The sequence below is a fragment of the Synechococcus sp. R55.2 genome, from assembly GCF_047462075.1.
Taxonomy (GTDB): Bacteria; Cyanobacteriota; Cyanobacteriia; order Thermostichales; family Thermostichaceae; genus Thermostichus.
Map to the genome: position 1 here is coordinate 1 of NZ_JANSIH010000023.1, position 11,679 is coordinate 11,679.

Below are 11,679 nucleotides of genomic sequence, written 5' to 3' on the forward strand. Positions count from 1 at the left end.
TTTTTTTTTTTACCTACATACGCGGCCTCCCGCTTTTGCGTTGGGTCTGGTGGGCTCGGATTTTTGTATAAGAGACAGACCAAAGCCCCCCCACAGCCCAACAGGGCAATCCAGCCCAAGCTGGGCAGCAGCCAGTGGGTCGTCCAGGAGAGGGCTGCCAGAGCCCCACAGAGCAGCAGGGATCCCAGCCCAATCCAGGCGCGGCGGCTCACCCGTCGGCCCGTATGGCCCACCCAAAAGGCGCCGATCCCCATGCCCAGGCCGGCAGCGGCCAACAACACCCCGAACTGATCTGGCTTCAGCTCTGCCATCACTTCTGCCATGCGCACCGCCAACACTGCCAGCGCCGCAAACAGCGAGTAGAGCACCACCACCTGCACCAAGGCAGCTCGGATCAGGGGCATCTGGCTGACATATTGCAGGCCCAAGCGGAGATCTTCCCAGAGGTGGGGGACTTCCCAACGCCGGGGCTCTAGCTTCTCGTGGGGTTGCAGCAGCAATAGCAGGGATCCCGCCAAGAGGTAGGCTCCCCCCACCAACAGCTCCGGCCCCACTTCCCAGCCCGGCAACCAATGGCGTACCCAACGATCTGCCAGGGTTAACAGCGGCTCCCCCACGGCAAACCCGACGATCAGCGAAGCCATCATCGTGGTGGTGTACAGGGAGTTGGCCGCCAGCAGCTCTCGCTTCGGCAGGATCAGGGGCAAAGTCGCCTGCTCGGCAGGAGCAAAAAACTGGGTCAGAACCGAGACGGCAAAGCTCACCAGCAACAGCCCCGCAAACCCCAAGGGGATCCCCGGCCAAAGGTCGCGCCCGGCAGTGAGCCAGAGCAGCGGCGGCAACAGCAGCACTAGGATCCCACGCGCCAGGTTGGAGAGCACCAACACTCCTTTTTTTAGCCAGCGATCCACAAACACCCCCGCCAGGCTGCCCAGTAGCATCGCCGGCAGCGTAAAAGCCAGCATGATGGCCGAAACCTGACCGCTGATGGAAGCCCCTTCCGGCTGAAATTCACGGGCAACCAACCCAATCAGCAGCACCAACAACACCTTGTCCGCCAACTGGGAACACGCCTGCCCCATCCACAGCAGCAGGAAATTGCGCCGGCGCAGCACGGTTACAAAGTTGCTCAGGCCCGGCTCAGACAGACCTTGATCTTCCTCTTCCTTTTGCCCTTTTTCGGGATCCTCAGGGGGTGGCTCCGGCAGGGGATCCCCAGGAGAACACTCCGGCGAGCTGAGGGCGGGGCTTGCTGTCGGCTCAGGCAAGAGAGCTTCTGACTTCAGCCCCCAAGTTGGCGTTGACGCAGGTGGGGGATTCTGGAGAGGGGAACTGGGGTGGCAGATCCCTGCCCCTCCCTCCGGCCAGCCCCATCGTTGCTCCAAAGTCATCATGCTCCCCAGGTGACCTGCCCATTTCCCCGACGTCGGCCCCACAACAGAATGGGATCCCGTCAGCAAACAAAAGTGGAAATGGGGTGCCCCGATCTTATCTTGGCCCGCCTTCCAATCCACCAACCCAAATCTTGGGAATCGGCAGGCCTAGCTTCCTGCGGCAGACAAGGAGCGCAAGGGATCTGGGATCGACTCGCTTGGAGCCACAAAGCTGCCCTTCTCTACAAAGGTTAAGCGCAGGCTCAGCCAACGAATAAAATCCGCGTTGGTGGATACCACTGCCCCCAGGGGCTCCTTCAACTTGTCCCGCAGGGGCTTTAACTCTGGAGCTTCCATGAAGGCCGGCTGGGGCACCCAGAAGAAATCGACAGGGCAATGGCGCTCCTCGCAGTATCGACGACGCTCCTCCAGCACCTCTTCCAGAGGCTCAGAACGTAAGAAAGACAGGCTGGCAACGACAAAATGATAGGTAGTCGGTTCGGCAGCAGACATAAGATTGCTGTGGAACTGTGTTGAGAATAAAGGCTAGAGCCGGGCGTCCACCGCTCCTTGCAGATCCTCTCCCTCAGAGAGAGGCAGATTTGAGCAGATGCGGAGCCGGATCGCGGGAGCTACACAGCGGCTGACAGTCTTCCAACTGCCGGAGAACGGGTAGCCGCGCCATGACTTCCTCAGGGGGCATGGAGTGTTCTGAAGCCTGCTTGAGGGTAGGTAGAGCCTGAGCTGCCCATTCCCGAGCCCAGGGAGCGGACTCAGGAGTTTCCTTCTCCTCCAACAGCTCTTGGCAAAGGGCAGTTGAGCGCTCCAAGTCACCACTGCCCTGATATGCCATGATCAGAGCTACACGAGCCAAAACGCATTCTTCCGGATCTGCCCTAGAGCCATTGCGCTCGCTCAGGCGGCGGGACAAACTCTCTTGTCTTTCTTGGATGGAACAGCAGTAGCAGAAGGACTCGAGAAGGTTGATCGCCTCCAGGTAGCGCTCCTGCTTGAGAGCAGTGATACCGGCGCGGAGGGATCCATGGGGGTGGGACATGAGCCTAAGTACAAGAAAAGAGTTCGGACGGACTTGCACCTGAAGGTTATCCAGTCAGTGGCCCGTCTTCTCATCCAAGGTTTCGTGTCTAAAACTACTATACACCCTCTGGACAAGTGACCGCCGATTTACTCTTCCTCTTAAGCTTGTGGAAAGGGCGCTCAACCCTTACGGGCTAGGGTGTAGGCGCTGACATAGTGAGTCTCCCGGCGCAGCACCGCACAGCCTGCCTGTTGCAGGCGCACCCCCAGATCGTCGTGGATGTAGTCGCGGTAGTAGGGTTCGTGGAAGGTTTGCATAAAGGCTTCCATCGTCTCCTTCAGCTCTGGCGAATCCAGCAGTTGCACCGAGTCGCAGATGACCACCACGCCCCCTGGCTTCACCACCCGACTCATCTCGTTGATGACATTTTGTCTGGCCGGGCCAGGCAGCTCATGAAAGAGAAAAACGCTGATGACGGCGTCAAAGGTGGCATCGGCATAGGGCATGGCCTCGGCGTTGGCGCGGATAAGCTGGGGCAGCTCCCCCGGCAGCTCCTGCAACAGTCGGTTGGCCTTGCGCAGATAGGCGGGGGAAAGATCCAGACCGTACAAAGCCGCTTTGGGCAGGGATCCCCGCAGTAGGCGCAGCATCCGCCCCGTGCCACAAGCTACATCGAGGATGTGGGGGCTGACCAAGGTGGGATCCAAGGCATCTTTGAGCAGGCGAATCACCCGACGGCGCATCGCGTCCGCTGTGCCCCCAAACAGCAGCTCCACCTGCAGGTCATAAAGCTCAGCCGAGCTGTCGCTCAGGTAGCCGTTGGTTTGGTAATGGAAATTTTGCAGGTAGTATTTCGGATAGCCCTCGGTGGAGATGTCTTGAGAAAACTCTTGGTAACGCTTGCTGTGAACCCGCCGAGTAATTTGCGGCAAATCCAACCACACCTGTGGGTAATAGCGGGCAAAGTCCAGCCAGGGGTTGTCGAACAAGAGCGCGTGCGGGTAGTACCCTGCCTCAGCATCTTGCCAGTCCGCTTGCAGGAGTTGTTCATAACGGGCCCGCAACACCTGTAGCGTGTCAGCGCTCACCCGCACCTTGGCCCGCGGCGGCGGGGTCCTCCCGGAGGAGAAGCTTTGCAGATCCCTGAGCACGGAGAGCATCAGATCTGAAGCTTGGGTGGAGAGCGCTTTGTGGGCAAAGCCGAAGATGTTTTTGCCCCACTGAAAAGCGCGGTAGGCAGCTTCTCCGACTGGAGATGGGATCGGCAGCGACAGCTCAGGACTTAGTTGTAGGCTCATAACCCTGCAAGGTGCGAATGAAGAATGAAGGCTTAACGTTTGTTTACACTTAATTATAGCAAGGCGGCCACGCCGGGCCGGCAGCCGCTGGGCGCGGGGAAAACCTGGCGGAATTGGATCCCTGAGCACACCCCATCTGGCCAAGCAGGGGAGTACTCTAGTGGTGTCCTCAAAAGGATGTCCCCGATTGCCCTATGAGCTGGAGGAAGGGGCTGATCAGGTCGATTTGATAATGGGAAGAGGGAGCGCCTCAGCATGACAACCAAGACGGTGTTGGTCATTGACGATAGCATCATGATTCGCAAGATGGTGGCCAGCATCTTGGCCGATCAGTTCCAAGTGGTGGAGGCCAAAGACGGGTTGACAGGGCTGGAAGCGGCCAAAAAACATCACCCCGACCTGATCCTGCTGGATTTTGTCATGCCCAAGATGGATGGCTACGACACCTTGCAGGCCATCCGCCGCGAAGACAGTCTGAAAAATACTCCTATCATCATGATGTCGGGGCTGAAGGAACAGGTGACTGCCCGCATTCCTGAGCCCTTTGTCGATTTTGATTTCATCGAGAAACCGTTTGAGGCAGATGCCCTTTTGGCTCTTATCCAAAAGGTCCTCCAGGTTGCCCCTGCCGCTGCACCGGAGCCGGGATCCGAAACCAACACCCAACTGATTCTGAACCGGCTCACCGCCATCGAGACGCTGCTGATTCAAGGTACGGAAAACTTGATCCAGCGGGAGGTGGTGGCGCGGCTTTCTGGGATCAACCAATGCCTGGCGCGTCAGGAATCCCGCAGCAGCAATCTGGAGGCCCAGATCAGCAAGCTCGCCGGCGAAGTGGAGCGACATGCCCAGGGTTTGGCCTTGATCGTCAAGGAGCTGCGACAGATCCGTAAACTTCTAGGAGGATCCTGATGTCTGAGAGGGTTTTTGAGCGAGCTTATCGACACCTAGATGCGGTGACGGCCCTCTTTGTGGCCGTGCTGCTGATTTCCAACATTGCCTCGACCAAGATCGTTCTTCTGGGGCCCTTTACCTTTGACGGGGGCACCATTCTCTTCCCCCTCAGCTACATCTTCGGCGACATCCTCACCGAAGTCTATGGCTATGCCCGGTCGCGACGGGTGATCTGGCTGGGATTTATCTCGGCGGCCCTCATGTCGGTAACGTTCATGATCGTGGGATCCCTGCCTGCGGCCCCCGACTGGCCCTATCAAGAAGCCTACGACCAGATTCTGGGCCTGACGCCCCGCATTGTCCTGGCCAGCTTAATCGCCTATTGGGGAGGCAGCTTTGCCAACGCCTACGTACTGGCCCGCATGAAGGTGTGGACGCGGGGACGGTGGCTGTGGACGCGCACCATCGGCTCTACCTTGGTGGGCCAAGCGGTGGACACGGGTCTGTTTGTCACTTTGGCTTTTTGGGGGGTGTTCCCCGGCCTGGGCAGCTTAATACTCTCCAACTATGTGTTCAAGTGTGCCGTTGAGGTGGCGTTTACGCCCCTGACCTATGCCATTACCGGCTGGCTAAAGCAGCAAGAACAAGAAGACTACTTCGATGTGGCAACCGACTTTAACCCCTTCCGCATCCAGCCTGTATCCAGGTGAGTCCATCAACTGCCCCAACGGATTTGGCTTTGAGAGGGATCCCATTTTGGTATAGTCAAAGCGTTATCCTTTCTATCCTGCTGCCGTCCGGTGTTGCCGGGAGCTTTTATCCAAGACAAGACTTTTGTGAGGGATCCGAAAGATGATGCTCGTTTTCCAAATTGCTTTGTTGGTGTTGGTGCTTTACAGCTTGCTCTTGGTGGTGGCGGTGCCAGTGCTCTACAGCTCAGCCAGCGACTGGAGCCGGGCCAAGAATGTGATTTTGGTGGGATCCCTGCTCTGGGTGCTGATGGTGATCGGGGTGGGGGTGCTGAGTTTCCTCAAGTGAAGAAGCAGTAGAAGGGCAGGGGCATCTTGCCGTTACAATCGGCGCTGTGGGGGGCTGCACTGTGGGTATGGTGGCCCAAAGTTCTTGTTGAGATCTCTGCCAGAACTGCGTACTTGCGCACCCCGGTGAGCCCTAGGCTCTCTCGGTAGAGAGGATCCCATCCCCTACAATGGACGGCGAGATGGCGGTCTTGCCACTGGTTAGGTTGGCTGCAGGTTGCGTTGGCAAGCTTTGAGGGTGCTGAAGTGTTTCAACCAGCGGAGGTTTGGGTGTTGAGAGCAGTGAAATGTTCGCAGGAACTTGGCCTTGCCCGGCGAGGCATGAGGCTGGCCTTGGCGGTTCTGGTGATGGGGAGCCTGGGATCCCTGATGGTGCCCCATTCTGCAGAGGCGCAGTCGGGTTTGGTGATCACCGGCAGTGAGGGGGTGCCTGTTCTTAGCTACCGGCTGGATTTTCGCGGCATTCGCGGTCGCCTGGATCGCTACCGCCTGACGATCCCCCCCCAGAATGTGGCAGTGGCAGAAGTGCAAATTAACGGGGACAGGAATTTTGACGCCGTCATCGACCCCAACAATATCCGCCTGGAGGTGGAAGGCCGGCCCGTAGAGCTGGATCAAGTGTACTGGAACGAGGAGTTTCGCTCTCTGGAGGTGGTGGCCCGTCAGCCCATCGCTGCCGGCCAGGAGATCCGTCTGGTGCTCTCCAATGTGCGCAACCCTTCATCTGCCGGTATCTACCGTGTGGAGGCGCGGGTACGGGGTACGGAACCCAACCCCCTCTTCCGGAATGTGGGCAACTGGCTGATTACCATTGAAGACCCAGAGCGGATTGGCTTCTGATCTATTGACCCGATGATCTGACCTACTGTTGATCTTTGCGGCGATCCTATAGGCACAGCCCTTTTGCGGGTCTGGGACAGCGACACCCAAGTTCCCGGCCAGTTGGGGTGGGATCCCTCTGCAAGTGTTTGTTCGCCGTGGTATGGGCTGCTGGAAAAAGCCGGAGTTCTGAGTTTTTCTAAGAATGGGGATTGTGCAAATCCGGCAAGTTTGGGTGGGGGAGTGTTTACCTTGTTGCTTGCTGACACCTGGTATCCCAATTGGTGGCAAGCTCTGATTTTGGGCATGGTGCAAGGGATCACCGAATTTCTTCCCATTAGCAGCACGGCTCATCTGCGGGTGTTTCCGGCTTTGGTGGGGTGGCCGGATGCGGGCGCTTCTTTTACGGCGGTGATCCAGTTGGGCAGTTTGGGGGCGGTGCTGATCTACTTTGCCTCTGACCTGCGCCAGTTGATCCTCGGCTCTTGGAAGGCTTGGCGAGAACGAGATTTTCAGCAGGAGCCTTGGCGGCTGCTGGTAGGGATCCTGGTGGGAACAGTGCCAATTGTGGTTGCCGGCTGGGCCATCAAGGCCATTTGGGGATCCCCGCCCCGCCAGTTGTGGGTGATCGCCACTGCAGCCATTGGCTTGGCTGTGTTGTTGGGCTGGGCAGAGCAAACGGGCAAACGCCAGCGAGACCTTCACAGCTTAGGCATTTGGGATGGGATCTGGGTAGGGCTGGCCCAAGCTTTGTCCCTGATCCCTGGGGTGTCGCGCTCCGGCTCGACGCTGACGGCAGGGCTGTTTCTCCATTTGCAACGCCCGGCTGCCGCCCGTTACTCCTTCTTGCTGGGGATCCCGGCTTTATTTTTGGCTGGGGTACTGGAGTTTGTCTCGGATTTTGAGGTGGAGGCTTTGCTGCCGCAAGGGTTGGGCACTCTCTCTGCTTTTGTTTTTTCTTATCTCTCTATCGATTGGCTGATTAAGTTTTTGCAGCGCAGCAGCACTTGGCTGTTCATCTTTTATCGGATTGGCTTTGGCTTGTTTATTATCTTGGGTTTAGCGCTGGGGTTCCTAAGACCCTAATCAAGCTCAGTCAACTACAATCCACGGGGATCCCTGAGGTGGTCACTCCTTTCTGGCTGCTTTTCCCACTGAGAAGATTGGCAAAATGGGATCCCTGCCTGAGGAGGTGGAGGCTCAGATTCGCGCGTTGCCAGTGGAACGCTTAGAAGAGCTGGGCCTAGCCTTGCTGGAGTTCCAGTCGTTGATTGACCTCACCACCTGGCTTGATTGATTCAACAAATATTGTCCCCTTCAAAAAAGGGCTCCGTATCATACGCTGACCAATCTAAAGATTGGGCCTGTGTGTTGCAGCGCACTTGCACTTTGTTGAAGCAGATGTTAGTTTCTACTTGAGCATCAGGCTGCAAATCCAGTCTTGCTCTTGTCGGGTGATGAACGGTAGATCCTCCTGAGAGAGTTCCTTCTAGGGATCCCTGCCCTAATTTTGTGTTGCTTGTAGCTCCAATAGAAGGATTGCCGGATCCCTGTGGGGGTCACTTGTGCCACTTGAACTGCTAGAACCAAGGCGATTATGAACGGCCTCAGGATACTGCTTATGTTGATGCTCTCTTCTGTGTTGGTGTTGCTGTGTGGGTGCAGTGGCGGGGGAGGTTCTACCCTCAGTGCAGAAGAAGAGCCCAATCCTGATCCCACTACTGGATTTGTGCCAGAAAATCCGGGTGAGGATCCCTCTCCAGATATGATCCCGGTCGATGAACTGGATCGGTTATTCCCCAATTTGCCACCGGATCCTGGAGAAGAAGGGAAGCAAACTTTGGAGGGGATTGATGCCGATGGAGATGGCGTGCGTGATGATGTGCAGCGCTGGATTTACCGCCGGTATCCCAATGATGAGCTGAAGCGGAAGGCCATGCTGCGATACGCCAAAGCTTTACAGGCAAACATCGTGAATGTAAATAGAGATAGTCGCGACCAAGTGCGTGCAAGAGTGCTTGATCGTTTCCGAGCAATTCGATGTGCAAGATTGGCATTCGGCGGAGTTGATCAATTTGATCTCATTGATGAGGTTGCTGAGGCAGTAAGGGAAGTGCAATTTCAAATGCTTAACACTCAAGAAAGAGTCATTGCAGATTTAACAGTTGATGCCAAGTTCTCTGGACAAGTCGTTGGCGCAGAAGAATGGACATGTACTGACCCAATTCGCTAGATTAGTGAGGATAAATGGATGTTCGGTCGAAATACTGTTCGTCTTGTTGTTTTATTGTGCTGTTGCCTGTCTGTACTGATTCTCAAGTCTTGCTCATTACCGAACAAATCAACTATCTACTCAGTCGTTTCTCCCAACCTAGGTTTCAATACTACTGAATCTATTCTTAAGTCTAGTCTTAAGTCTAGAATCTATTATATTAACGGGTTAGCAACTGCAATAGATGACGCAGAAAAAAATCTTGATACGATCATTGCTGCCATTGGAGGAAATGAAGAGAATGTATTGATCCGACTCAAAGACAACATTGGGTTCGAGCAAGACATCGCAAACTATCGGCTTGCTTACAACATGGCTTTGGGAGGAATAACTGCGTCTGGAAATGTAACTCAAGCAGCAGACAACCCAACCTTTCAAATCGTTGCATCCATTGCACTCAAGATTCGGGAAGCACTGCCAGAACTGTCAGACCCTCAAGCGTGGCAATATGCTCGTGTTCTTCTAAAAGCCCCAAATGCAAATGATATTCTAAGGCCACTATTGCAAAGGTTTAATGTCCAAGAAACTCTAATTAATCTTCTTGGTCAAACAATTCGGGATAGAATTGCCGACCAACATCTGGATATGATTCGAAGAAATACTATAGCTTCTCTCTACGACAATTTCATTTGGCCAGCCTTGGATGATGTCAGAGATGGTTATCGTGTCTTAACTATCTCTAATTCTCAGGGAACAATATTTGTCGATGCTGCCAAGCGGACAATTGCAAATGCAACCTCTCAGAAGATTGCAGGTTGTTTCTTTGGTGGGGTTCAAGTTGCCCACATGATGGGATCCACAATCTCTAGCCTCAATGACATTCCTCTGTATGTCACCTTTGATGAAGATAGAGTGGTCAATTTGGTTAGAGAGGTTGCTCGAGCCTCTGGTGGAATCTCTGATGCTCAGGGTAATCCAGTCTTACCCAGACCTTTACTTGAACCTTTGGACTGGAATGTTAGGCTTGTGCCTCCTCTTGGCCCTGATGCTCTACCTCTTGACGGTCATAGATTTGACAACTTTTACCTCAATCGGAACTTTGAGGCTCGCCGGAAAATATTCCAAATGCTGGGGGATGCAGCAGAAACTCTCAATCCCACAAGCAATCAGTGCTTAGACCTTGAGATTGAGGAAATGGAATTCATTCCTCCTGCAACCTCTACAGGGCAAGCCAACTTGAAACTGAAAGTCCGCTTGGTGGATGCCCGCGGTCGAGTTGTAGAAGATGCCTCCGGCAAACGACCTCCCGTGCAGATCACCTTCCCTAGCATCACCAATGGTGAGCTTGACCCCGCAGAAGGGGAAACGGATGAAAAAGGCGAGTTCACCACCCAAGCCACCATCCTCAACCTGGACAGGCCCATCCAGGGAGAACGGGTCTACATGCAAGTTGATGCGCGGGCCGAATACCAAATTAAGGATGCACAAGGTCGGCCCATCGGGGATCCCCTTGTTGCCACAGACAGCAAACAGTTGAACTACACAGGCGGTTCTGGTTCCGGCTCTAGTGGCTCAGGGGGTTCTGGTGGCTCAGGCGGGGGATACTGTCCTCCGGGGGCCAATTGCAATCCGGATCCCTCCCAGGCGGATCCTTATGCCGGCAAAGCAGATGGGGTAGGGGATCCGCATTTGTACACCCTGGACCGGTTGCGCTACGACTTCCACGGGGTAGGAGAATATATCCTGAGCCAGAGTGTCGTACCCGAACTGGACTTTCAACTGCAAGCGCGCTTCCGCCCCTTCGGCAGCAGCACTGTCGCCAGCATGACTCGTGCCATCGCCACCCAAATGGGATCCCATCGTGTTGCCATCTACACCACCCCTGCCCCGGAACTGAGAATAGATGGCCAACTCACCGACTTACCCCCCGGTGGCTACCTGCTCCTCGCCTTAGCCGAACGCCCGCCCCAAGACCCAGAAGACGAAGACTCTGCATGGGAAACCCCCGACCCCAACTGTACCCCCGGCGGCTGCTACGGCTACGAACTCTTCCGTGGCCGTCAGGGTGAGTACATCCTCAACTGGCCAGAAGGAGAAACACTCACCGTTCAACCCTACTTCCCCAACTCTGCAGCCTTTGCTCACCTGAGTTTTACCTTGAAGCTACCCCCCCAATACTTGGGACGAGTACGCGGCCTGTTGGGCAACTACGACTACAACCCCAGCAATGACCTGCAAAGCCGCAGTGGACAGCTAGTCTCCGAGACGGACTTTAACGGGCTTTACCGAGTCTTCGGTGACAGTTGGCGGGTCAGTCCTGCTGAGTCTTTGTTTGACTATGGCCCCGGAGAGAGCAGCGAGAGCCTGAGTAACCGGTCTTTTCCCAGTGGCTTTGCGGAGATTAGCCCAAGCCAACGCATAGGAGCAGAGCGCATCTGTCGGGATTCTGGGATCCAGTTGCACCCAAGATTCAGCTTGGAAGATTGCATTTTTGATGTTGCCATTATGGGTGGAGAGGCAGTGGCCGGGTATGGGGGCACTTATCGAACCACTGAGGCCGATGGCTATACCTTCACTCCCTTGGCCAGTGTCGGGCGAGTCAGAGACTTGGTGAAATCTGGCTCCGATTATTGGGTACTGGAAGAAGTTTGTAATCAATTTTCATTCAATACATGTGTGGATAGGAGGGAGAGAGTGAGTCGTATCACCCCTTTTGGAGGGGTAATTCCAGTGCTGGAGGCAGAAAAAAATAAATGGCCAGGCTATTCAGAGTGGTTCCGCAGAATCGGTGCATTTGAAGATGGGGTGATGCTGCTGAAAGGCACTCGGAGCTTTGATGCAGGGGTTGGAACCCGGAATGTGGGGGTTTTGAACAAAGTGAATGCCCAGGGCCAAGTCTCGACGTTTGTGGATGATCTCTCGTTTGGGGCCTTTGGAGGAGGAACTGCAGAATACTTTTCCAATTTGGTGCAGATGGGGAATAGCCTGGTTTTCACCCGGTATAGCT

Annotated in this window: 12 protein-coding genes; 8 read left to right on the forward strand and 4 right to left on the reverse strand. The window is 55.3% G+C overall.

Annotation, left to right across the window (positions count from 1 at the left end):
- From NW838_RS00745 to NW838_RS00760, 4 genes are all read right to left on the reverse strand, one after another.
- A partial coding sequence (locus NW838_RS00745) for an MFS transporter (RefSeq protein ID WP_414427307.1) occupies nt 1-1,394 on the reverse strand: 1,394 nt, incomplete at its 3' end.
- 147 nt (nt 1,395-1,541) lie between these two features.
- Nucleotides 1,542-1,886 (reverse strand): MgPME-cyclase complex family protein, encoded by a 345-nt coding sequence (locus tag NW838_RS00750; RefSeq protein ID WP_414329330.1) that lies wholly within the window; start codon nt 1,884-1,886, stop codon nt 1,542-1,544.
- A 73-nt stretch (nt 1,887-1,959) separates the two neighbouring features.
- The gene (locus NW838_RS00755; protein ID WP_011433648.1) at nt 1,960-2,430 is read right to left on the reverse strand and encodes a hypothetical protein; all 471 of its coding nucleotides are present in this window, start codon (nt 2,428-2,430) and stop codon (nt 1,960-1,962) included.
- A gap of 161 nt (nt 2,431-2,591) precedes the next feature.
- Nucleotides 2,592-3,710: a class I SAM-dependent methyltransferase gene (locus tag NW838_RS00760; protein ID WP_011433647.1), complete on the reverse strand. Its 1,119-nt coding sequence runs from the start codon at nt 3,708-3,710 to the stop codon at nt 2,592-2,594.
- Between the two features lie 255 nt (nt 3,711-3,965).
- On the opposite strand from NW838_RS00760, the gene NW838_RS00765 reads away from it, so the two are divergent.
- From NW838_RS00765 to NW838_RS00800, 8 genes are all read left to right on the forward strand, one after another.
- Nucleotides 3,966-4,622 (forward strand): response regulator, encoded by a 657-nt coding sequence (locus NW838_RS00765; RefSeq protein WP_414356435.1) that lies wholly within the window; start codon nt 3,966-3,968, stop codon nt 4,620-4,622.
- A complete protein-coding gene (locus NW838_RS00770) occupies nt 4,622-5,314 on the forward strand; it encodes a queuosine precursor transporter (RefSeq protein ID WP_414356433.1) in 693 nt (230 codons plus the stop codon). The genes NW838_RS00765 and NW838_RS00770 overlap by 1 nt, the downstream gene beginning before the upstream one ends.
- 142 nt (nt 5,315-5,456) lie before the next feature.
- Nucleotides 5,457-5,642: a photosystem II reaction center protein PsbZ gene (gene psbZ, locus NW838_RS00775; RefSeq protein ID WP_011433643.1), complete on the forward strand. Its 186-nt coding sequence runs from the start codon at nt 5,457-5,459 to the stop codon at nt 5,640-5,642.
- A gap of 320 nt (nt 5,643-5,962) precedes the next feature.
- Nucleotides 5,963-6,481 carry a DUF2808 domain-containing protein gene (locus NW838_RS00780; protein ID WP_414356431.1) on the forward strand — a complete coding sequence of 173 codons (519 nt, stop codon included), beginning with the start codon at nt 5,963-5,965 and terminating at the stop codon, nt 6,479-6,481.
- Nucleotides 6,482-6,712: 231 nt separating this feature from the next.
- Nucleotides 6,713-7,546, forward strand: a complete 834-nt coding sequence (locus tag NW838_RS00785) for an undecaprenyl-diphosphate phosphatase (protein WP_414356429.1) — start codon at nt 6,713-6,715, stop codon at nt 7,544-7,546.
- An 85-nt stretch (nt 7,547-7,631) separates the two neighbouring features.
- Entirely contained in the window at nt 7,632-7,757 is a 126-nt protein-coding gene (locus NW838_RS00790; protein ID WP_414356426.1) for a DUF4351 domain-containing protein, read from the forward strand.
- A 324-nt stretch (nt 7,758-8,081) separates the two neighbouring features.
- Complete coding sequence (locus NW838_RS00795) at nt 8,082-8,693, forward strand: hypothetical protein (RefSeq protein ID WP_414356424.1); 612 nt, start codon at nt 8,082-8,084, stop codon at nt 8,691-8,693.
- Nucleotides 8,694-9,866: 1,173 nt separating this feature from the next.
- On the forward strand, nt 9,867-11,679 hold a 1,813-nt coding region (locus NW838_RS00800), incomplete at its 3' end, for a VWD domain-containing protein (RefSeq protein WP_414427308.1).

Excerpts from the sequence above, each read along its gene's own strand:
- NW838_RS00750 (WP_414329330.1), bottom strand. The coding sequence starts at position 1,886 with ATGTCTGCTGCCGAACCGACTACCTATCATTTTGTCGTTGCCAGCCTG.
- NW838_RS00755 (WP_011433648.1), bottom strand. The coding sequence starts at position 2,430 with ATGTCCCACCCCCATGGATCCCTCCGCGCCGGTATCACTGCTCTCAAG.
- NW838_RS00760 (WP_011433647.1), bottom strand. The coding sequence starts at position 3,710 with ATGAGCCTACAACTAAGTCCTGAGCTGTCGCTGCCGATCCCATCTCCA.
- NW838_RS00765 (WP_414356435.1), top strand. The coding sequence starts at position 3,966 with ATGACAACCAAGACGGTGTTGGTCATTGACGATAGCATCATGATTCGC.
- NW838_RS00770 (WP_414356433.1), top strand. The coding sequence starts at position 4,622 with ATGTCTGAGAGGGTTTTTGAGCGAGCTTATCGACACCTAGATGCGGTG.
- psbZ (WP_011433643.1), top strand. The coding sequence starts at position 5,457 with ATGATGCTCGTTTTCCAAATTGCTTTGTTGGTGTTGGTGCTTTACAGC.
- NW838_RS00780 (WP_414356431.1), top strand. The coding sequence starts at position 5,963 with ATGAGGCTGGCCTTGGCGGTTCTGGTGATGGGGAGCCTGGGATCCCTG.
- NW838_RS00790 (WP_414356426.1), top strand. The coding sequence starts at position 7,632 with ATGGGATCCCTGCCTGAGGAGGTGGAGGCTCAGATTCGCGCGTTGCCA.
- NW838_RS00795 (WP_414356424.1), top strand. The coding sequence starts at position 8,082 with ATGTTGATGCTCTCTTCTGTGTTGGTGTTGCTGTGTGGGTGCAGTGGC.